We start from the raw sequence: 21718 nt of genomic DNA on the forward strand, positions 1-21718 counted from the left end.
AAACGGCGTTGTTGCCCAAGCGTGTTCCGTACGTCACGGGAATGTGTCGCCCCGCGGGGTTTCACCCGCCGGACACCAGCACGTCTCGCGCCGGAATCACGCAGGTCACCGGCGCGGTGATCCCAGACGTCCCAGCAGTCGCAGCCCGCGAGGGGGCGGCGCCGGGGATTTCCGTCCCGGAACCGGGAACGCCGGGGACGGACGCCGGAAGGTGAACGAAGGGCTTTGCGAGCCGGCCGCGCGGGGGAACGGGGCCGTCCGCTGCCGAGCGTCCGCGAGTCGCGCGGACCGTGCGCCCGACCCCCGCTTCCGCTCCGCCTCAGCCCCGGCGTCACCGCCCTCGCCCGGCCCGCGCCACCCGCCCGCCGGGCCCCCGCCGCTCCCGGCCGCGGCATCATCGTGGCTGGTCGCGCAGTTCCCCGCGCCCCTTGCGGGGCACGTTGCGCCGGCCCCCGCCGCACCCGGCCGCGGCATCGTCGTGGCCGGGCGCGCAGTTCCCCGCGCCCCCTACGGGGCACATTGCGCCACCGCGCATCACAGAGCTACGGCACCGCCACACCCGGCCGCGGCATCGTCGGGCGCGCGGTTCCCCGCGCCCACTGCGGGGCACGTTGCGCGGTCGCGCATCTCGCTCTCCGTAGGTGTGCTCTTTGTCGTGGGAGCGCTCCCATGCATAATGGGGTCCCACCGACCCATGGGAGCGCTTCCATGCCCGAACCGCTGACCGTGACCTTTCCTCCCGCCTTCCTCTGGGGCGCCGCGACCTCCGCTTACCAGATCGAGGGGGCGGTGCGGCAGGACGGCCGTACCCCCTCGATCTGGGACACCTTCAGCCACACGCCGGGCAAGACGGCCGGCGGCGAGACCGGTGACATCGCCGTCGACCACTACCACCGCTACCGCGACGACGTGGCCCTGATGGCGGACCTGGGCCTGAGCGCCTACCGGTTCTCGATCTCCTGGTCGCGCGTCCAGCCGACCGGCCGCGGCCCGGCGGTCCAGGTCGGCCTGGACTTCTACCGCCGGCTGGTGGACGAGCTGCTGGCGAAGGGCATCAAGCCCGCGATCACCCTCTACCACTGGGACCTGCCCCAGGAGCTGGAGGACGCGGGCGGCTGGCCGGAACGGGACACCGCGTACCGGTTCGCCGAGTACGCGCAGATCGTCGGGGAGGCGCTCGGCGACCGGGTGGAGCAGTGGATCACCCTCAACGAGCCGTGGTGCAGCGCCTTTCTGGGTTACGGCTCCGGCGTGCACGCTCCCGGCCGTACCGACCCGGCGGCCACCCTGCGCGCCGCGCACCACCTCAACCTCGCGCACGGCCTGGGCACTTCGGCGCTGCGCGCGGTGATGCCGGCCCGCAACCAGGTCGCGATCAGCCTCAACTCCTCGGTGGTACGGCCCGTGTCGCAGGACCCCGCCGATCTGATGGCGGTCCAGAAGATCGACGACCTGGCCAACGGCGTCTTCCACGGCCCGATCCTGCACGGCTCCTACCCGCCCTCGCTGTTCGCGGCGACGGCGTCGGTGACGGACTGGTCGTACGTCCAGGACGGCGACCTCGCCGCCATCCGTCAGCCGCTGGACGCCCTCGGCCTGAACTACTACACGCCCGCGCTGGTGTCGGCGACGGCCGAGGCGACGGCCGGGCCGCGCGCGGACGGCCACGGCGCCAGCGACCACTCCCCGTGGCCGGGCGCCGAGGACGTCACCTTCCACCAGACCCCGGGCGAGCGCACGGAGATGGGCTGGACGATCGACCCGACGGGCCTGCACGAGCTGATCATGCGCTACGCCGCCGAGGCTCCGGGCCTGCCCCTCTACATCACCGAGAACGGCGCGGCCTACGACGACAAGCCCGACCCGGACGGCAACGTCCACGACCCGGAGCGCATCGCCTACCTGCACAGCCACCTCGCGGCGGTGCGCCGGGCGATCACCGACGGCGCGGACGTGCGCGGCTACTACCTGTGGTCCCTGATGGACAACTTCGAGTGGGCGTACGGGTACGAGAAGCGGTTCGGCGCGGTGTACGTCGACTACACGACGCTGGCCCGGACCCCGAAGTCGAGCGCCCGCTGGTACGCGGAGGCGGCCCGCACGGGCACGCTGCCGCCGGTCCGGCCGGCGGCCTGAGAGCCGGGGGCGCGGCCCTTGGGGGGTGCCGCGCCCCCTCCCCCTCCTCACAGAAACCGCTCAGCCGACGATCAGCGGCCTCTCAACTCCCGGGAGTCTCATGGTCCGTACGAGGTGATCGAGCCTCGGATCGAACCCCGGGGACAACGGAGGACGTCATCATGGGTCTCATCGCGCTGGTGGTACTGGCGCTGGTCGTCGCCGGAGCGGTGGCCTTCGCCGCCAGGAGCCCGCACCAGGGCACGGGCGGCCCCGGGCCGACGGCGCAGCAGGACCTCGCCGCCGACGCCGGGGCGGAGGCCACCCGCTGGGTGGACCGGCTCGGCGGCGGTATCGCCACCCTGAACGGGGGCGACGACCGGGCGGCCCGGCAGGCGCTGGCGGACGCGACGGAACGCCATCGCGCGGCGCAGGCCCAGTTGACGACGGCGTACACCCCGGCGCAGTACGCGCTGGTCACCCAGACCGCCGTCGAGGGCCTGCACCACGTACGGGCGGCCCGCACCGCCCTCGGCCTCGATCCCGGCCCGGCCCTGCCGCCGACGGGCACCGCCCCGGCGGGCCGGCAGGTGCTGGTGGACGGCCGCACGTACACGTCCTCGGACCGCCCCGGCGCGGGCACCCCCTATTACTACCCAGGCGGCACGGTCGCCGGCCGCGCCGTCCCCGGCGGCTGGTACAGCACCCCGTGGTGGAAGACCGCCCTGGTCGCGGGCGCGGCGGGGGTGGGCGGCATGCTCCTGGCGGACGCCCTGTTCGACGGCTTCCACCACCCCGGCCCGCCGATGGGCGGGCCGGGCGGACCGGGCGGGTTCGGGGACTTCGGCGGTCCCGGGCCGTTCTGATCCGGCGGCCGCACGGAGAGCACCCGCCCGGCGGGCTTCTCAGCCGGTCAGTCCGAGATGCGCGACGACCACGTCCCGTACCCGGAGGACGGCCGCGGGGTCGATGACCGCGAGAACCGGGAGAGCACGCGCCCAGGCACCCAGACCGAGGGCTTCGGTGACAAGGGCACGCGCCCTGGGGAGGTCGGGGGTGGGCCGGGCCGGGATGAGACAGACGGCGAGGCGCGTGGAGACCGGCAGGGAATTACGGGGGGATTCCAGGAGCGGTACGGCCATGGCGAGGCCCGGCATTCCGGCGAGGTGGGCGGCCAGGCAGAGGAGACGAAGGGCGCGCTCCTGATCCTGCGTCGCGCCTCGGGCGTGTTCTTCCGCCGCGTCGGGATCTCCCAGTGCGGCGAGGGCGACGGTCGCCACGGCGCCTGGTCCACCGCCGGCGTGACGCCTCCCCAGCAGATCCTTGAGCCGCTGTCGTGCGGCCGCCGGGTCGCTGTCGGCCTGCAGAAGGGCGTACAGGGAGACGTCCTCGTGCTCGTGGAGCATGCGCCGAATCCCACCACTGCCCTCAAGAACCGCCTCGACCCGCGGGAGGCTGCCGCGCCCGTCCGGGCCCATCTCGAAGAGGAGCCCGGCGGCACGCACGGCGTCCCCGGGGTTCTTGCGGAGCCACACCTCGCCGAGCAACCGGCATGCCGCCCGCGGAGCGTACGGCCACAGGCCCGCGGCCGCAGCGACGACGGCCTGGTGGCGGGAGACAGACCTCAGACCGTCGGTTGTGAGCCACTGCCCGAGAAATTCCTCGGTGTCCTCCTCAGTTCCCGCGCGGGCCATTGCCTGGGCGACAGCCACCACCGTGCCTTCGGGCACCAGGTCGTAGGGCAACCTGGGTGAGGGCACCCCTGCCTTCTCGCACAGGCCGAGGGCCCGGCGCCCGTCGCGTTCGGCAGCGGCCAGGGACGCGACCGCACAGCCCCAGGCATGTACGTCGTGGTCTCCTATCTCGGCCAGCAGGCGTTCGGCGTCGTCCGGCCGGCCGACCGCGGCCAGGGCACCGGCGAGGACGGCGAGACTCGTGGTGTCGGCCTGACCGGAGCCGTCCCGTCCCTGACGCCGCCGCTGCACCTCGCCGACCAGACGTCGTGCGCGCTCCGGTTGACCGGCGGCGAAGTGAGCGGCGAGTGTCACGAGGACGTCGGTGCCCGTCCCGTGGCCCGCGGAGGGCCAGGAGAGCAGGAACGACTCCAACTCCTCGACGGCGTCCTCACCTGCCTGCAGCAGGAGTTCGACGACGCCCTGCCCTCCCCTCCCGCCGAGGCTCCGCGTCCTGCGGGGTGCGACGAGCGCTTCCCAGGCCGCTTTCGCCCGGCCGGCGCGCGCCCACGCCCGCGCGGTCATGGTCCAGGCATCGTCGAGCAACCGTTCGGTCTGCTCCGAGGCGGAGAAATCCGCATACCCGGGAAAACGCCCTCGTTCCGGGCGTCGGTGCAGTGCTCCGTAACTCAGGAGCCGTTCAGCGTCCTCCAGGCGGTTGCCGGCAATGGCCGCGTACACATCGTCATAGGTCGTCCCCCGCTCCCACCTGGGACGCGCAGAGCCACGGACCGCCCCGCTCAGCCGCTGCGCCTCCCTCGGGCGTGCCTCCCGCAGGGCCTCGGCGGCGACCGCGAAGAGGTGGGGCCGGTCGCTTCCGTGCCGCCGGACCCAGCCGGCCACCGAGTCGTAGAGGCGGTCGGCTTCGTCGCGGGCCCCCAGGGCCGCCCATGTCCGCCCGACGGTGACCAGAGAGCGGACGCGGTCCGGATCGAACTCGCACCGGTGGGCGATCTCCTCGGCGGTGCGGCACAGTTCGTCCGCGTGGGCGGGGACGCGGACCTGGCGAGCGGTCTCGGTCAGCGCCCTGACCAGTTCGTGGTTCGCTGCCTTGTACCGCCAGGGCCAGCCGAAGGCCAGGCGGACCGCTTCGTGTTCCCTGCCGAGCCTCGCGAACACGGCTGCCACAGCGCTCTGCACCGCGAGGACCTCGGTGGTGAATCCCGTGGCGCCCCGACCAGGCGCCTGAAGCCGGCTTGATTCCGTACGCGCCTCCGGCGTCGCCAGCTGCACCCCCTCCTCCGCCAACCGCACCGCCCGCAGGTCGCCCGTGTCCGCCAGTGCCCCGGCCACTCCGGCCAGCGCCCGCGCGCGGCTGAGACGGTCCGGCACGCTCCGGGCCAGCCCGATGGCCTCGCGGGTCCTGCCGAGGCGGGCAAGGACGGCCGGGACGCCGGGATGGAGTGTCCTGTTGCGTCGGGCGACGAGGTCGCCGACTGCCACGAGTACGGCCTGGGTGCCCGGATCGTCGTCGCTCGCCGTCGCCCGGGCCGCCGCGACCTCCGCGAGGAACGCCGCGTCGCTTCCCGTCGCCTCCCGCAGCCGGTCGCGTCGGCGGACGTCGACGGCGTGCCCGAGCAGCCGGTCGGCGTCGCGGAGCAGGGCGAGCCTGCGGCCGTAGGGCTGGAGCAGGTAGTTCGGGGTGTCGGGCGGCCAGCCCAGGCCCGTGAAGTGCTCGGCCCAGGCGTGCAGCTTTTCCAGGTACGGGGCCACGTCCGGCCCGAGTTCCTTCTCGGCCGCGGCGAACAGCGTCTCGTGGGTGAAGACGCAGCCACGGCCGGACACGTACAGGTTCAGGTCGTCGTTGTGGTCGTCCTCGCGGTCGGCGCCGTCGCCGTGGTGCGCGTCGCGTATCCGCACGATGCGTCCGAAGGCACTGTCGAGCAGTCGCCGCAGCGCGTCGTTCGGCTCACCGGTCAGGACCCGGAGGTCGTCGGTGGTGAGCGGCCCCCGGGCGGCGACCAGCAGCCCGACCAGGTCGCGCGGCAGCCGGTCTCCGGTGAGCACCCGGCGCAGCTCGCACTTGGCCTCCTCCTCGTAGTGCCGTGCGGCCTCGTTGGGGGTCAGGCGCAGCTCCCGGCAACGGCGGAGCGGGTGACCGCCCTTGACGTCGACGGGGAGTCCGGGGCTGGTGCGGCTGGTGACCAGGACACGGACGTTCGGCGGGGGCCGCTCGGGGAGCAGCGACGCGATGCTCGCGCCGCTGCCGCCGCCGCGCAGGGACTGGTCCTCGTCCAGACCGTCCACCACGAGGAGCAGTGTGCCGCCGTCCCGTCCGACGCGGTCGGCGGCCCGCTCCAGCAGCAGCCGGAGTTCTCCGTCACGGGCCGTGGGGGTGGCGGCCTCGGTCGGTGCGCGGCCGACGATCCCGGCGAGCTGGTCGATGACCGCCCCCGTGTAGGCGGAGCTGTCCGACTGGTCGGTGTTGCCCGCGGTGACGAGGAACCAGACCGGCACGACGCCCCGCGGCGGGTGCAGGGCGAACCAGGCGGCCAGCGCGCTCTTGCCTGCCCAGGGCCGGCCATGGACCCATAGATAGGGATCAGGGCCACCGCAGAACGCGACGAGTTCGCCGAGCTCGGCCTCCCTGGCCCTCAGTTCGGCGGGCGCCGCACCTGCGAGGTGCGCACGGTAGACCTCCCGCTTCCAGTCCGGCGCGCTGGGAGGAATGGCGTCGGGCAGCGCCTCGGGGTCGAGGGAGCAGCCGAGATGCCGCGCCAGTTCCTTCCGCTGTTCCTGGTTCAGCGCCTCGGACCACCGGTCGACCCGGCCCGCCGCCATGCGTCCCGGACCGTCCGTGGGGTGGTGCCGCGTGACGACCGCGACGAGGTGGTCGCCGGCGAAGACCGCCGCGCCGGACATGCCCTCCCAGGCGTGGCCGGGATCGCCCGCGGGAGGGGAAGCGAAAGCGAGGTCGAGAGTGCCTTCGCGGCGGTTGGAGAGCACGGCGCAGGTCGCGTGCACGTGCTCCAGGTCCCGGAAAAGTGAACCGTCGTCGTCCGGACGGAGTTTGAAACGCGGGAACCCCACGGTGGTACAGCGCAGTACCGCGTCCCGCTCTCCCACCCGGCCGTACGGGACGGCTTCGGGCTCCGGCACCTGCACCTCGCGGTCCAGGGCGAGGACCGCGACGTCGATACCCGCGTGCCGCCAGCACACGGTCGCCGTGACGATCCGGTCGCCCGGCCGGTCGGCCTGGAAGTGCACCGTGACGGCCCCGGCGCCCTCCACGGCCTCGACAAGGTGCGCGGCCGTCAGCACCGTGCGCGCCGCGACCAGGTACCCCGTACCCCGGCGGGCCTGCCCGCCGGGAGGCGTGACGCGGATCGCCGCGACCCGCTCCACCCGCAGCCCCATGTCAGCGCTCGCCATCGACCTCGCGCCCCGCGAGCATGGTGGGCCGCGCCGGGCCCCCGCCCGCGGGTACGGTCTTGGGCAGGAGCGTCAGCTTGACCCGCTGGGTCTGTGCCTGGGTGTACGTGCCGTTCGAGTCCAGGTCCACGACCCACAACCGCACCTTGGCGCCGGCGCCCGCCTCCCGGGTCACGGCGACGGTGGCCTCGACCTCGACGGGCCCGAGTTCGAACCGTACGGCCTGGCCGTTGCCGTCGGCCGCGGCGGCGATCAGCTGCCGCCTCAGCTCACTGATCATGTCGTACAGCTCGATCATTCGTCCCCCTTGTTCCGCCGCACCCCGATGATGAAGTTTGTACGTCCCGTCCGGGAAGGGGAAGACCGGACGGGACGTATCGGACGGTGCGTGCGGGTCAGCCGAGCGCCGCGAAAGCCTTCGAGAAGGCGTACTTGTCCTGGACGATCGAGCTGCAGGTGGCGTCGGCGGTGGGCTTGGCGCCGCCGACGCACTGCTGGTCGCGGGTGGCCGACCACATCGAGAGCCCGCCGAGGCCCTTGGCCTTGGCGAAGTCGACGAGCTGGGTGGCGTCGTCCACCTTGAAGACCTCGGAGGAGACGTCGTTGACACCGATCATCGGGGTGACGGCGACCGACTTCCAGGCGGCGGAGTCGGAGAGGCCCAGGACGCTCTTGATCTGGGCCTGGGTGGCGGTGGCGGCCTGGGTGGCGTAGGTGCCCATGTCGCCGTTGTACGAGGCGCCGTAGTCCATCGCCATGATGTTGACGGTGCTGATCTTCACGCCGTTGGCCTTGGCGTTGGAGAGGAGGTTCACGCCGTCCTGGGTGAGGCCCTCCGGCATCACCGGGAGGGTGAAGGACACGTCCAGGCCGGGGTGGCTCGCCTGGAGCTCGGCGATGGCCTTGGCGCGGTTGGTGTTCGCCGTGGTGTTGGGGAGCGCGCCGCCCTCCACGTCGAAGTCGACCTTGGTCAGCTTGTAGGCGTCCACGACCTTGCCGTACGCCGTCGCCAGCGCGTCCGCCGAGGAGCAGGTGGTGGCGAGTTCGGAACCGGACGCGCCGCCGAAGGAGACCCGGACGTCACCGCCCTTGGCGCGCAGGGCACCGATCTGGGACGCCACGCCGTCGCTCGCCAGGTCCGTCACCCCGCCCCACTTGGGCGTGCAGCCACCGCCGTCGGTGACGAAGGCGAGGTTGTAGTTCTTCACGCCGGTCGCGTTCGCGGCGGCGAGGAGGTCGAACGCCGGGTAGAGGGAGGTGTCGACGTACGGGGCGAAGCCGGCGGAGGCGGTGGTGCCGGTGCCGGTGGTCTGGGTGGGGGAGGCGGTGGGGGTGACCGTCGCGGCGGGGGTGGAGGCCGTGGCTGTCGGAGTCGCGGTCCGGGTCGGGGTCGCGGTCGGGGTGGCGGACTGCGTCGGGCGGCCGCTCGGCTCGGGGGTCGCCGTGCCGTCCGCCGAACAGCTCGCGTTGTCGATACGGCAGCCGGTCGGGTCCCCGCTGCCGTTGACCACGAAGCCGACGGTGTCCGACTCGCCGGCCGCGAGGCCGTCCGTGTCCCACTTCGGCGGCTTCACGGTGACGTGCTGCCCGCTCACGGTGTACTCGGCGTTCCACAGCGAGCTGAGCTTGGCGCCGGCCGGCAGGTCGAACTCCAGCGTCCAGTCCTGCTCCCTGGCGCCGCTGTTGTTCGTGACGACGTACTGCGCGGTGTACCCGGTCGACCAGTCGCTGGTCTTCGTGTACGCGGCGCCGACCCCGGCCGCCTGCGCGATGCCGGTGAACAGGAGGGCCCCGCCACCGACCACGGCCGCGGCGACCAGACCGCCTATCACTCTGTTTCTGCCACTGATGGTGCGCCGGTGCGTGCTCATGCCGTGCCTGCCTTCGCCTGCCGGAGGGGGTGGGGTGCGGCAGCACGCTAGCGACCGGGAATCGGACAAACGGCTTGATAGGGACGGTCGTTGAGGATCTTAGGGTGCGCTTAAGGAAGCCATCGGGAGCGATTAAAGGTCGAGACCAATTCTCCCGGTTCCCCGCCGGCCCTGGTCCCCCGGCTGCCTGCGCGAACGGCGCCGGCGCACTGCCCCCCGGTGCCCCTTCCGCTCCGGCTTCCCGCCGTCCAGCTGGATCCAGATCCGCACCTCCGTCCCGCCCAGCACCGACGACCCGATCCGCACGTCCCCGCCGGTCGACTCGGCGAGCCGGCGCACGATGTCCAGCCCCAGCCCGGTCGACCCGGCCGCCCCGGACCCCCGCCCGCGGGCCATCGCCGCCTCCGGATCCCGGATGCCCTGCCCCGCGTCCGAGACCAGCACGATCACCGCGTCGTCCGCGTTGTGCACGTCGACGGCGAAGGCGGTGCCCTCGGCGGTGTGCCGGAAGACGTTGCCGAGCAGCGCGTCGAGCGCGGCGGCCAGGTCGGCGCGGGCGACGGGTATGCGCACCGGCCGGTCCACACCGGCCACCCGCCACTTGCGGCCCTCGTCCTCCGCGAGCGCCGACCAGAACCCCATCCGCTCCCGCACCACCTCGGCCGCGTCACACCCGGCGCCCGGCCCCACGGCCGCAGTCTGCGGCTTGGCCTCCCGCGCGGTCCGGATGATGGTGTCGACCTCGCGCTCCAGCTGCGCGACGGCGGCCCGGGTCTGCTCGGCGGCGGCCCCGTCCCCGAGCGAGGCCGCGTTCAGCCGCAGCACGGTGAGCGGAGTACGCAGCCGGTGCGACAGATCAGCGGCCAGCTCCCGCTCGTTCGCGAGCAGTTGGACGACCTGATCGGCCATCGAGTTGAACGCGACCGCCGCCAGCCGCAGTTCGTTCGGTCCCTCCTCGGGCACCCGTGCCCCCAGCTTGCCCTCCCCCAGTTCGTGCGCGCCCTCGACCAGCCGCTGGGCGGGCTGCACCATCCGCACGCCCAGCCGGTCGGCGACCGCGACCGAGCCGACGATCAGCGCCAGACCGACGGCGGCGAGCACCGCCCAGGCCGTGCCGACCCCGTTGGTCACCTCGGACTCGGGTACGTACACCTCGACGACCGCGATGGCACCGGAGCTGAGCGCGACCGGTTGCAGCAGGGTCGACCCGCCGTCGACCCCGGTCGTGGAGGCCCGCCCCAGCTTCCGTACGGCCGCGATGTCCCGGTCGGCGGCGCGCTGCCGGCCGATGTCGACGGCGGCCTGGCCACCGGCCGCCGGTATGTGCACGGCCATGCCACGGTCGGCGCCGGCCGAGGCCACCACCCGCTCCAGCTTGTCCCGGTCGGTGGTGATGGACAGCGCCGGGGCGACGGCGGCGGCCTCCCGCTCGGCGTTGGAGAACGCCCGGTCGCGGGCCAGCTCCTTGACGACCAGGCCGAGCGGGACGGCGAAGGCGACCACGACCATCGCGGTGACCGCCAGGCAGACCTTGACCAGCGCCCATCTCATCCGACCGGCCTCGCTTCCCCGCCCGGCGGCTCCAGCTTCACGCCGACCCCCCGCAGTGTGTGCAGATACCGCGGCCGGGCAGCCGTCTCCCCCAACTTCCGGCGCAGCCACGACAGATGCACGTCGATGGTCTGGTCGTCCCCGTACGACTGCTGCCACACCTCCGCCAGCAGCTCCTTGCGCGGCACCACGACCCCCGGCCGCCCGGCGAGGAAGGCCAGCAGATCGAACTCGCGCCGGGTGAGGTCCAGCCGCACCCCGTCCAACTCGGCCTGCCGGCGCAGCGGATCGACGGCCAGCCCGCCGACCCGCAGCACACTGGACGGCGCCGCCTCGCCCCCGTTCGACCGCGCCCGGCGCAGCACGGCGGCCATCCGGGCCGACAGGTGCTCGACGGAGAACGGCTTGGTCAGATAGTCGTCCGCGCCGGCGTTGAGCAGCCGGACGATCTCCGTCTCGTCGTCCCGGGCGGTGGCGATGATGACCGGCACGTCGGTGATGCCGCGCAGCATCTTCAGCGCCTCGGAGCCGTCCAGGTCCGGCAGTCCGAGGTCCAGCACGACCACGTCGAAACGGAAATGGGCGACCTCGCGCAGCGCCTCCAGTGCCGTGCCGACGCTGCGCACGGTGTGCGAGGCCTCGGTGAGCTGCCGGATGAGCGCCGAGCGTACGAACTGGTCGTCCTCGACCACGAGCACACTTGCCATGCGCCGCACCGTACGCCATGCGGCAGGCGCCGGTCGGGGCCTGTGGATAACTCGGGTCGTGTGCGCAGGGCGGTGCCCCTGAGGCAGTATGGCCCGCGATGCGCAGAGGACTCGTACACGTGATGGCCTGGCTGCTTGCCACCGGCGCGGCGGTCACGCTGTCGTGGTGGGGTGTCCACACGGTGATGGCGGCCACGGCCTACGACCCGCCCCGCGCCCTGCCCGTCACGGCGGCGAACGGCGACCCGACGACGCAGGGCGCCAAGGCGCTGCCGTCGTCCACTCCCCGCACCGCGAGCCCTTCGCGCACGGCCGCCCCGCATCCGTCGGCGACTCCCGCACCGACGCCGTCCCGGACTCCGGCCACCACCCCGAGTCCGACCGCCGCGGCGTCCGCTTCCGCTTCGGGCCAGGTCAAGGCGTACGACACCGACGGCGGCCGGGCGGTCTTCGACCTGGGCGACACCAGCGCGACCCTGGTGTCGGCGACGCCGGGAACGGGCTGGTCGATGCAGGTCTGGAAGACGGAGTACTGGATCCGCATCGAGTTCAGCAGGAGCACGGACCGGGTGTCGGTGTTCTGCACCTGGCACGACGGGCCGCCGCAGGTGCAGGTGGAGACGTACTGAGAGTGCCTGGTCGGCTGGGGCCGGGGGTGGGAACGCTTACCGGCGCCGGCAGGTGCCGCCGCGCCCACCCTCCCCCACGCTCGGCTTCGCTCGCGCGGGGCCCCATCGCCCCCGGGGCGCCTCCCAGGCCCTTGAGGCACTGAAGAGGCACTACTGGACGCGGCTGGGCAGCGCCCCTTCAGGGGCGCGGGGAACTGCGCGACCAGCCCCCACCGGCCCGCGGTGTCACCGAAACACCGAAGGCGGCGGTGAAGGCGAAGCCACCGCCACCGCATCCGTCACGGCGACCGCCCCGCCCGTGAAATCCCTCAAAGACCGCCCGTGTTCGACCCGCCCGGGGTGCGGGTCGGACGCGCAGCGCCGGGTCAGTTCCGCCACCGGCAGCTGGACGTCGGCCGCCATCAGCACCGCGTTGCCGAACCGCTTCCCCCGCCACACCGTGGGGTCGGCGACCACCGCGAGCTCCGCGAACCGCGCCCCCGCGGTGGCGATCTGCCCCTTCAGATGGGCGAGCGGCGGCCCGTCCGCGAGGTTCGCCGCGTACACACCCCCCGGCCGCAGCACCCTCCGCACGGCGTCCAGGAACTCCGTGGAGGTCAAGTGCGCCGGGGTGCGCGCCCCGCTGAACACATCCGCTATGACCAGGTCCGCCCATCCCTCCGGGACCTTGCCCAGTCCCTCCCGCGCGTCCACGGACCGCACCCGTATCCGCGCGCCGGGGTCCAACGGAAGTTCCCGCCGGACCAGTTGGACGAGGGCCGCGTCCCGCTCCACGACCTGCTGGGTGGACCGGGGCCGGGTGGCCGCCACGTACCGTGCCAGGGTGAACGCCCCGCCGCCGAGGTGCACGACCTGCACGGGCCTGCCCGGCGGTGCGACGAGGTCGATCACGTGGCCGAGCCGGCGCTGGTACTCGAAGGAGAGGTACGCCGGGTCGTCGAGGTCGACGTGGGACTGCGGGGCGCCGTCGATGAGCAGCGTCCAGGCCCGGCCGCCCTCGGGGTCGGGGATGAGCTGGGCGAGGCCGCCGTCGACCGCCTCGACCACGACCTCGGCGGTGGCAGCCGGCCGGCGCCGTGAGTTTCTGGACTTGCCCATTCCGCCATCTTCCCAGGCCGCGGCCGTCCGGGAAATTCAGCGGCAGCTGTCCGCGGCCGCGATCGTCCGGGCCGCCTCCCCGAGCGCCCTGCGCAGCACCGCCGGGTCGGTCGCGAGGTCGGCCTCGCCGGGCGGCAGCAGCCAGTCGGAGCCCTTGACCGGCGGCTCGGGGCTGAGCCGCAGCCCGTGCCCGTCGGTCTCGGTGCAGATGCTGCCCGGAACGTCCCAGCCCGCCGCCGTGCCGGCCGGCACCACGAAGCCGAGGGTGCCGCCCCCGTCGTCGTGGAGTACGGGCCCCACCGCGTCCCCCGTCCCCCGGCGCAGGATGTCGACCGCCTCCAGGCCCTGCCGGGCCGGCACCGTCACAAGGTCGCATCCGGCGCCGTCCGGATCGTTGCTCTGGCTGGTCTCCATCCCGGCCTCCACCACGCAGCCCTCCTGCAGTCCATGACGTCCAACGCGCCACCGCGTCAACGGCTACGGCGGAAGTCAGCCGCAAAGGATGGCAGTTCATGGCAGATCGTGGATGAGATATCCGGTTTGTAGCCAAACACAGCGTCACGGGTCCGACACAGCAGGTACGTTCTTGCCCGCCGGAATCAGGGGTCCACTCGGACAACTCACCACGAGTCCGGCATGGTTCGACGGTTCGCACGAGAGGACCCGGCCATGGCGTCGTCAATCACGAGCTCGCCGCAGCCCGATCGGCCGGTACGGCCGAACCTCGCCTTCCGGCAGGTACGCGGCCGGCACTCGCCTGCCGAGTTCGCCGCGCTGGTACGGCGTGCTGCCCGCGAGATCGGCGAGCGGGTGAGCTGTGACGCGCGCTACATCGGCCGGGTCGAGGCGGGTGAGATCCGCTGCCCGAACTACGCGTACGAACGGGTGTTCCTGCACATGTTCCCCGGTCGCACGCTCGCCGACCTCGGCTTCGCACCCCGCTCGTCCGTTCGCGGACGCGCGGCGCGGCCGCCGGAGGACGTGCCCCTGGCCCTCACCGGAGGTGAGACGCGAGGGGCCGCCGAGCCGTATGACCCGCAGGACCAATATCACCCGCATGAACCGCGCGAGACGCGAAACCCGCAGGACCCGTACGAGACGCACGACAACTACGAGGAGAGCGACGTGCTGCGTCGCCTATTCATGACCGGCGGGGGCGCCACCGTGGCCGCCGCCACGCTGGGCCCGCTGGGGTTCACCATCGACGCCGTGGCGGCGGACCGGCCGGTGCGCCGTGCCGGGTCCTCGCACGCGGCCGCCCTGGAAGAGGCCGTACGCCGGATCCGGCTGCTGGACGACCGGCACGGCGCGGACGGGCTGTACCGGCGCGCGGCGGCTCCGCTGCGCGCGGCGTACGCGCTGCTCGACGCGGGCGCGACCCGGCAGACGACCGCCGAGCGGTTGCACTCGGGCGCCGGTGAACTGGCCATCTCGGTGGGCTGGCTGGCCCATGACTCCGGCCGCTTCGACGACGCCCGCTCGCACTACGCGGAGGCGCTGGCGACGGCACGGATGACCGGTGACTCGGGGCTGGAGGCACACGCCTTCTGCAACACGGCGTTCCTCGCGCGCGACGCCGGGCGCCCCCGGGAGGCGGTACGCGCGGCACAGGCCGCGCAGCGGGTCGGCCGGCCCCTCGGCTCGGCCCGCCTGATGTCCCTCCTCGCCCTGCGTGAGGCGGGCGGCTGGGCGGGGCTCGCCGACCGCACCGGCACGGAACAGGCGCTGGCCCGCGCCCAGGCCCTCTTCGACCGAGGCCACTCGGACGCCGACCCCGAGTGGATGAGCTTCTACGGAGAGGCCGAGCTGGAGGGCCTTGAGGCGCAGTGCTGGTCCATGCTGGGCGACTGGCGGCGTGCCGCGCGGCACGCGCACCGGGCCGCCGAGCTGCAGGACCCGCACTTCACGAGGAACATCGCGCTGTACACGGCGGAACTCGCCGACGACCTCGCGCGGGGGGGCCGCCCCGACGAGGCGGCCACGGCGGGTATGCGGGTCCTGGACCTGCTGGACCAGGTCCAGTCGTCCAGGATCCAGGGGATGCTCGCGGGCACGGCCCGGGTACTGCTGCCGCACCGCCGGGCGAGCGGGGTCCAGGAGTTCCTGGACCGGCACGCGTCCACGCCGAGGGGCGTGTAGGGCCGACAGGGGTGGCACCTGTAGTCGTACGGCTGCGGATGCGTGGGGGCTGATCGCGCAGTTCCCCGCGCCCCTCACGGGGCGCTTCAGCCGGGGCTTCTTCCCTGTCAGCGCCGGTAAGCGTCCCCACCCCAGCTCCCCCAACGCGCCGTCAGCCGACCAGGTGCCCCAAGTCGTTCCAGCTCTCGATGGCAGGCTCCCCATAGGCCCACCCCAGCACCGACAGCGACGTCGGGTTCAGCCGGATCCGGGCCGCGAAGTCCAGCGGCAGCCCCAGCCACCGCGCCCCGATCGCCCGCAGTATGTGCCCGTGGGCGAAGATCAGCACGTCGCGGCCGGCGGAGCGCGCCCAGGCGACGACCTCGTCCGCCCGGGCGGTCACCTCCGCCAGTGACTCGCCTCCGGGCACTCCGTCCCGCCAGATCAGCCACCCCGGCCGGGACGCCTGGATCTCCGCCGGGGTCAGGCCCTCGTACGCCCCGTAGTCCCACTCCATCAGCGTGTCCCAGCGGGCGGCACGGTCGCCGAAGCCGGCGAGTTCGCACGTCTCACGCGCGCGTGCCAGCGGGCTGGTGCGTATCTCCGCGTCGGCGAGGCCGTCCGACGGCGGCCGGTGCAGGCGCTCGCCGAGCAGCTTGGCACCCCGCCGGCCCTCCTCCAGAAGCGGTACGTCGGTCCTGCCGGTGTGCTTGCCGGACAGTGACCACTCCGTCTGTCCGTGCCGGGCCAGCAGGATGCGCGGTGCCATGGAAGGAGAACCTTTCGGGAGAAATTCGGAGGCGGGACACCTCCATCATCGCCCAGGCTGGGAAGGCGCCGGGAACGGGGCGGGAAGCGGGCAACCCGGCGCGCGCTCTCCGCGTCTTTGAGTGCTGAGCGCCCCGCATGGGCGGGAATGCACGCAACGTAAAGTGTCACGGTCGGCCCGCCGGGTGCCGCGCGGACAAGGACGAGAAGGGGGAGGCAGTCGGATGCCGCAGACCGAGAAACCAGGCACCGAGGTGGCTGCGCGAACCCGGCTGCGCTGGTGGACCGAGCTGCCGCTGATCCTGCTGGTCTACGGCTGCTACACGGCCGGCCGCCTCCTCGTGCGCGGGAACACGTCCGCCGCCGTCGACCACGGCCTGGCGATCCTGCGCATCGAGAAGGACCTGCACCTCAACGCCGAGCACCCGCTCAACCGCCTGTTCACGCGCGAGCCGTGGCTCGGCATACCGGCCGACTTCTGGTACGCCTCGCTGCACTACCTGGTCACCCCGGTCATCCTGGTCTTCCTGTTCCGCAAGCGTGCCGAGGTCTACCGGCGGGCGCGTACCTGGCTGATGACGTCCACGTTCATCGGCCTGATCGGCTTCACCCTGCTGCCCACCTGCCCGCCCCGGCTGCTGGACGTGAAGTACGGCTTCGTCGACACGATGGCCCAGTACAGCTCGTGGGGCTGGTGGGCCGGCGACGCCAGCGCCCCGCGTGGCCTCGGCGGCATGACCAACCAGTACGCGGCGATGCCGAGCCTGCACTGCGGCTGGGCGCTGTGGTGCGGGGTGATGCTGTGGCGGCACGGCGGCAACCGCCTGACCAAGGTGCTCGGCGTGGCCTACCCGCTGCTCACCGCGATCGTCGTGATGGGCACCGCCAACCACTACTTCCTGGACGCGGTCGCGGGCGTGTTCGTGATGGGCGTGGGCTACCTGCTGGCGCCGTACGTGGTGCGGGCCGCGGATCTCGTCCGGGTGCGGATCACCCCGGGCGCCTCCCTCGTCGCAGCGCGCTCGGACAGCGTGGGTTCCCCGATTGTCAGTGGCGGATGCCAGACTTCGGCGGGTGAGCGAATCCCATCGCAGCGCGAGTCCCGGCTCGCCTCCGGAGCCGAACCGGACGCCGCCCCCACCGATGCGGGGGACGGCGCTCCGGCACCGGCTCGCTGAGCTGCGCGGCCCCGCCGTCCCGGCCAAGGCTCTCGACGCCCGCGCCCTCGCGGCGCTCGCCGCCAACCCGGGGTGCAGGCGGCGGGCGATCCTGGACGGCGCCGGGGTGGACAAGACCGCGCTGGCGGGAGCCCTCGGTTCGCCGTCGGCGTTCGGCCAGTCGCAGTTCGCGCTGACCCGGGGCAACGCCTTCGAGGCGAAGGTGAAGGCGGACGGCGGGGCCGAGTTGCTGCGTCTGGTCCGCACCCACCTCGACCCGGGCGCCGAACCGGCCGAGCGGGCCGCCGTGCCGGACCTGTCCGCGATCGGGCCCGAGGGGCGTACGGCCCGTACGGCGCTGGCGCTGCGTGAGGCCGTCGAGGCGGGCGGCTGGGCGCTGTTCGACCATCCGATGCTGGCGCTTGAGGTGGCCGGCTCCCCCGCGTTCCTGGAGCCGGACGCGGTCGTCGTGCACCCGGACGGCAGCTGGACGGTCGTGGAGATCAAGTCGTTCCCGATGCTGGACGGTTCCGCCGACCCGGCGAAGGTGGGCGCGGCCGCCCGGCAGGCCGCCGTGTACGTGCTGGCCCTGGAGCAGGTCGCGGCCCGGCTCGCCCCGGCCCCGCGCGTGCGCCACGACGTGCTGCTGGTCTGCCCCAAGGACTTCGCCAACCTGCCCACCGCCGCGGCCGTCGACGTCCGCAAGCAGCGCGCGGTCACCGCCCGCCAGCTGACCCGGCTCACCCGCGTCCAGGACATCGCCGACGCCCTCCCCGAGGGCACCTGTTTCGCCCCGGACCTGCCGGTGGAGCAGCTCACGGCGGCCGTGGACGCGGTCCCTGCGGCGTATGCGCCCGACTGCCTGTCCGCCTGCGAACTGGCCTTCCACTGCCGGCAGCGCTCCCGCGCGGCCGACGAGGTGACCGCGCTGGGCCGCGCGGCCCGGGCCGAGCTGGGCGGGCTGGCCACCGTCGAGGAGGTGCTGTCGGCGGCGCGCGGCGAGAGCGGCGACCCGGCGGACCCGGCGGTGGCGGCCCTGCGCCGGGCGGCGGTCCTGCGCGCCGAGGCGCTGAGCACCGGCGCCGGTTTCGGCGTCGGCGTCGGCGTCGGCGTCGGCGTCGGCGTCGGCCCGGAGGGGGCCTTGTGTCCCTGATCACCACCCTCGCCCGCCTGGAAGCGGTGAGCACGGGCATCGCGCAGCCCGCCGCGACCGTCCGCCACCGGCATCTCTCCGAGCATCCGCTCGTCTTCGTTCCGCTCACCACCTCCGGTGAGGCCGGTGCCCCGCTCGGCGCCCTGGTCGGCACCGACCGGGACGCCCCGCGTCTGCTGGTCGTCCCCCAGCCGCGCGACCGAGACCTGCGGTTCACCTTCCTCGCCGAGCTCGCCGGCGTCGTCCTGCCGTATCTGGACTCCTACGCGGACAGCGTCGAGGCCGCCGAGCGCACCGAGACCGACCCGGAGACCGGCAAGCGGGTCAAGGTCGAGGTCGAACTGTGCGCGGACGCACCCCAGTTGATCGTCCCGGGCCGCACGGGCATCGAGTACGTGCGGCTGCTGGGACGGTCGATGCGGTTCCGGCGCACCGCGGAGCAGGACCCGCAGGCGCCCTACCCGGCACCGCCCCGGGTGCCGTTGCTCGGCCGCTGGCTCACCCACTTCGGCGAGCGTGCCCGGGTCCCCGGCTCCTCCCTCCTCCTCGCCATGACGGACCTGCTGTCCCGGCACTGGGCGACCGGCCAGTCCGGCATCGAGGACCAGCACCTGGGCGCGCTGCTCGCCTGGATCGACCCTCCGGAGGGCAGCACGGGCGCGGCGGCCGCGCGGGTGGCCGAGCTGGCGCGGGACGCCGACGGGCAGTTGCTGTGCCCGCCGGCCGGGCCCGCCACCGACCCGGCGTTCGACAACAAGCTGCTGGCCCCCGCATTCGAGCGCTACGACCGCGCCCGTACCGCCTTCGCCGAGGCCGCGGACGGCCTGCAGGCCGACGACCGGCTGGCGATCCTCACCGCCGCCGAGCGGGAGATCCGCGCGCTGGTCGAGAGCCGTACCCGGCCCACCTGGGACGCGGTCTGGCGCGGGATGGATCTGCTGCGCGGGCTGCCGGAGGGCGCCCGGGTCGAGGAGCGGTGGACGCGCGACCGCTGGTCGTTCACCGGTCACCGGGACCGGGTGCTCGCCGGTGAGCCCCCGCAGCCGCGCCGGGACGACGCGGTGACCGCGGCCAACAAGCTGGCCACCCGCGAGCGGGAGCAGGCCCGGCTGGACGCCCAGGAGGCGCTGGACGACCCGTTGGTGATGGCGGGGCGGCGGCTGTCCGGGGAGGCGTTCGCGGGCGAGGTCCTCGATGTCGTCATGGCCTACAGCGAGGGCAGGCGGCCCAGCCCGCGCCCGCTGGTGACCGTGCGCACGGAGGACCGGCCACAGCTCGGCGAGCGGGTGAAGGCGTACCGCTCGCTGGGCGGCAAGCCGCAGTCGACGGAGTTCGTCGGGTACGAGGCGGAGGGGGTTGTGGTGCTGCGCGTCCTGGACAAGATGGGCCGCGGCAAGGAACCCGAGGAGGGCTCGGTGCCGGAGAAGGGCGACCGGCTCGTCTTCACCCTGTTCGAACACGAGCAGCGCGGCGGCGCCAAGCTGCCCGACCCGGAGCACACGCCGTGGACGCACGGCGGGCCGCCGGGCGAGGCCGCACCGGAGGCGGCCGACACGGTGACCGCGGAGGACATCCTGTGACGACCACGGACTTCGATCCCGGCACGGCCGCCGCGCGGGCCACCGCGGCGATCCTCCACGACACCCTGCACGGCACCGACCGGGGCGTGGTCGTGGACTCCCCGCCGGGCGCCGGCAAGTCCACGCTCGTGGTCCGCGCCGCGCTCGAACTCGCCGACGCCGGGCGCCCGTTGATGATCGTCGCGCAGACCAACGCACAGGTCGACGACCTGGTGATCAGGCTCGCGGAGAAGAACCCGGAGCTGCCCGTCGGCCGCCTCCACAGCAGTGACGCCGACCCGTACGACAAGGCGCTGGACGACCTGCCGAACGTCCGCAAGTCGGCGAAGGCGGCCGACCTCGGCCAGTCGCAGGTCGTGCTGTCCACCGCCGCGAAGTGGGCGCACGTCAAGGTGGACGAGCCCTGGCGGCACGCGATCGTCGACGAGGCGTACCAGATGCGCTCGGACTCGCTGCTCGCCGTGGCCGGCCTGTTCGAACGGGCGCTGTTCGTGGGCGACCCCGGCCAGCTGGACCCGTTCGCGATCGTGGGCAGCGAGCAGTGGGCGGGCCTGTCGTACGACCCCTCGGCCTCCGCCGTCTCCACTCTGCTCGCCCACAACCCGGGCCTCCCCCAGCACCGCCTCCCGGTCTCCTGGCGGCTGCCCGCCTCCGCGGCCCCGCTCGTCTCCCACGCGTTCTACCCGTACACCCCCTTCCGCAGCGGCACCGACCACGGCGACCGCCGCCTCACCTTCGCCGTCCCCTCCGACGGCTCGGGACCCGACCGGGTGATCGACGAGGCGGCGGAGTCCGGGTGGGGCCTGCTGGAGCTGCCCGCCCGGCACACCCCGCGCACCGACCCGGAGGCGGTGCGGGCGGTGGCGGCGGTGGTACGGCGTCTGCTCGACCGGGGCGGCGCGGCCCTCTCCGAACTCACCCAGTCTCAACTTCGTTCGACCGGGGGGACCCCCATCCGAGACCCCGCGCCGCTCACCGCCGACCGGATCGCCGTCGGCACCGCCCACCGGGACCAGGCGGCGGCCGTCCGCGCGGCCCTGGCGGAGCTGGGCGCCGCGGACGTCACCGTCGACACGGCGAACCGCCTCCAGGGCCGTGAGTACGACGTGACGGTCGTCCTCCACCCGCTCTCCGGCCGTCCGGACGCCACCGCCTTCCACCTGGAGACGGGCCGCCTGTGCGTCCTCGCCTCCCGGCACCGCCACGCCTGCATCATGATCTGCCGCGCCGGCGTGACCGACCTCCTGGACGACTACCCGTCGACAGAACCGGTCCAGCTGGGCACCCTGGTGAAGTTTCCGGACGGCTGGGAGGCGAACCACGCGGTACTGGCACACCTGGCCGAGCACCGGGTCACATGGCGCCCCTGACCACCCCCGGCACCACCCACCCGCCGGACGGAGTCCGGCACGCCGCCGGAGGCGGCCAACGGATACAGCCCGGACGGCTGGGAGGCGAACCACGCGGTACTGGCACACCTGGCCGAGCACCGGGTCACATGGCGCCCCTGACCACCCCCGGCACCACCCACCCGCCGGACGGAGTCCGGCACGCCGCCGGAGGCGGCCAACGGATACAGCCCGGACGGCTGGGAGGCGAACCACGCGGTACTGGCACACCTGGCCGAGCACCGGGTCACGTGGCGCCCCTGACCACCCCCGGCACCACCCACCCGCCGGACGGAGTCCGGCACGCCGCCGGAGGCGGCCAACGGATACAGCCCGGACGGCTGGGAGGCGAACCACGCGGTACTGGCACACCTGGCCGAGCACCGGGTCACATGGCGCCCCTGACCACCCCCGGCACCACCCACCCGCCGGACGGAGTCCGGCACGCCGAGTCCACCGCCTGGCGGGTGACCGCCGT

At 73.7% G+C, this 21718-nt stretch carries 16 protein-coding genes; 8 read left to right on the top strand and 8 right to left on the bottom strand.

Annotated elements, in window-relative coordinates:
* Positions 1 to 708 precede the first annotated feature (708 nt).
* Together OHB00_RS19980 and OHB00_RS19985 are read left to right on the top strand one after the other, a co-directional pair.
* A complete protein-coding gene (locus tag OHB00_RS19980) occupies positions 709 to 2136 on the top strand; it encodes a GH1 family beta-glucosidase (RefSeq protein WP_406436253.1) in 1428 nt (475 codons plus the stop codon).
* Positions 2137 to 2297: 161 nt separating this feature from the next.
* Positions 2298 to 2981, top strand: a complete 684-nt coding sequence (locus OHB00_RS19985) for a hypothetical protein (RefSeq protein ID WP_406436254.1) — start codon at positions 2298 to 2300, stop codon at positions 2979 to 2981.
* 39 nt (positions 2982 to 3020) lie between these two features.
* On the opposite strand, the gene OHB00_RS19990 is transcribed toward OHB00_RS19985, so the two are convergent.
* From OHB00_RS19990 to OHB00_RS20010, 5 genes are all read right to left on the bottom strand, one after another.
* Positions 3021 to 7220, bottom strand: a complete 4200-nt coding sequence (locus OHB00_RS19990; protein WP_406436255.1) for a trypsin-like peptidase domain-containing protein — start codon at positions 7218 to 7220, stop codon at positions 3021 to 3023.
* The gene (locus tag OHB00_RS19995; protein ID WP_406436256.1) at positions 7207 to 7518 is read right to left on the bottom strand and encodes a trypco2 family protein; all 312 of its coding nucleotides are present in this window, start codon (positions 7516 to 7518) and stop codon (positions 7207 to 7209) included. Before OHB00_RS19995 ends, OHB00_RS19990 begins: the two co-directional genes overlap by 14 nt.
* A gap of 97 nt (positions 7519 to 7615) precedes the next feature.
* Entirely contained in the window at positions 7616 to 9091 is a 1476-nt protein-coding gene (locus tag OHB00_RS20000) for a cellulose binding domain-containing protein (RefSeq protein WP_406436257.1), read from the bottom strand.
* Positions 9092 to 9223: 132 nt separating this feature from the next.
* Positions 9224 to 10642, bottom strand: a complete 1419-nt coding sequence (locus tag OHB00_RS20005) for a sensor histidine kinase (protein WP_406436258.1) — start codon at positions 10640 to 10642, stop codon at positions 9224 to 9226.
* A complete protein-coding gene (locus OHB00_RS20010) occupies positions 10639 to 11349 on the bottom strand; it encodes a response regulator transcription factor (RefSeq protein WP_406436259.1) in 711 nt (236 codons plus the stop codon). Before OHB00_RS20010 ends, OHB00_RS20005 begins: the two co-directional genes overlap by 4 nt.
* Positions 11350 to 11447: 98 nt before the next feature.
* Here OHB00_RS20010 and OHB00_RS20015 point away from each other — a divergent pair, with 98 nt between their 5' ends.
* On the top strand, positions 11448 to 11978 hold the full coding sequence (locus tag OHB00_RS20015; protein WP_406436260.1) for a hypothetical protein: 531 nt from the start codon (positions 11448 to 11450) through the stop codon (positions 11976 to 11978).
* A 225-nt stretch (positions 11979 to 12203) separates the two neighbouring features.
* Here the strand turns inward: OHB00_RS20015 and OHB00_RS20020 are convergent, their stop codons facing one another.
* Both OHB00_RS20020 and OHB00_RS20025 read right to left on the bottom strand, forming a co-directional pair.
* Positions 12204 to 13076, bottom strand: coding sequence for a spermidine synthase (locus OHB00_RS20020; RefSeq protein ID WP_406436261.1), 873 nt, complete (start codon positions 13074 to 13076; stop codon positions 12204 to 12206).
* A gap of 36 nt (positions 13077 to 13112) precedes the next feature.
* On the bottom strand, positions 13113 to 13490 hold the full coding sequence (locus OHB00_RS20025; protein WP_406436262.1) for a hypothetical protein: 378 nt from the start codon (positions 13488 to 13490) through the stop codon (positions 13113 to 13115).
* A gap of 255 nt (positions 13491 to 13745) precedes the next feature.
* Between OHB00_RS20025 and OHB00_RS20030 the strand changes: the two genes are divergently transcribed.
* The gene (locus OHB00_RS20030; protein ID WP_406436263.1) at positions 13746 to 15215 is read left to right on the top strand and encodes a hypothetical protein; all 1470 of its coding nucleotides are present in this window, start codon (positions 13746 to 13748) and stop codon (positions 15213 to 15215) included.
* 151 nt (positions 15216 to 15366) lie between these two features.
* Here OHB00_RS20030 and OHB00_RS20035 read toward each other — a convergent pair whose 3' ends face one another.
* A complete protein-coding gene (locus OHB00_RS20035) occupies positions 15367 to 15963 on the bottom strand; it encodes a histidine phosphatase family protein (protein ID WP_406436264.1) in 597 nt (198 codons plus the stop codon).
* A gap of 223 nt (positions 15964 to 16186) precedes the next feature.
* On the opposite strand from OHB00_RS20035, the gene OHB00_RS20040 reads away from it, so the two are divergent.
* The 4 genes from OHB00_RS20040 to OHB00_RS20055 are packed head-to-tail and all read left to right on the top strand — an operon-like array spanning position 16187 to position 21222.
* On the top strand, positions 16187 to 17140 hold the full coding sequence (locus OHB00_RS20040; protein ID WP_406436265.1) for a phosphatase PAP2 family protein: 954 nt from the start codon (positions 16187 to 16189) through the stop codon (positions 17138 to 17140).
* Complete coding sequence (locus OHB00_RS20045; protein ID WP_406445888.1) at positions 17106 to 18272, top strand: hypothetical protein; 1167 nt, start codon at positions 17106 to 17108, stop codon at positions 18270 to 18272. The genes OHB00_RS20040 and OHB00_RS20045 overlap by 35 nt, the downstream gene beginning before the upstream one ends.
* On the top strand, positions 18263 to 19852 hold the full coding sequence (locus OHB00_RS20050) for a hypothetical protein (RefSeq protein ID WP_406436266.1): 1590 nt from the start codon (positions 18263 to 18265) through the stop codon (positions 19850 to 19852). The genes OHB00_RS20045 and OHB00_RS20050 overlap by 10 nt, the downstream gene beginning before the upstream one ends.
* On the top strand, positions 19849 to 21222 hold the full coding sequence (locus OHB00_RS20055; RefSeq protein ID WP_406436267.1) for an AAA family ATPase: 1374 nt from the start codon (positions 19849 to 19851) through the stop codon (positions 21220 to 21222). Before OHB00_RS20050 ends, OHB00_RS20055 begins: the two co-directional genes overlap by 4 nt.
* Positions 21223 to 21718: the final 496 nt, after the last annotated feature.

This window comes from Streptomyces sp. NBC_00631 (genome assembly GCF_045206895.1).
Lineage (GTDB): Bacteria > Actinomycetota > Actinomycetes > Streptomycetales > Streptomycetaceae > Streptomyces.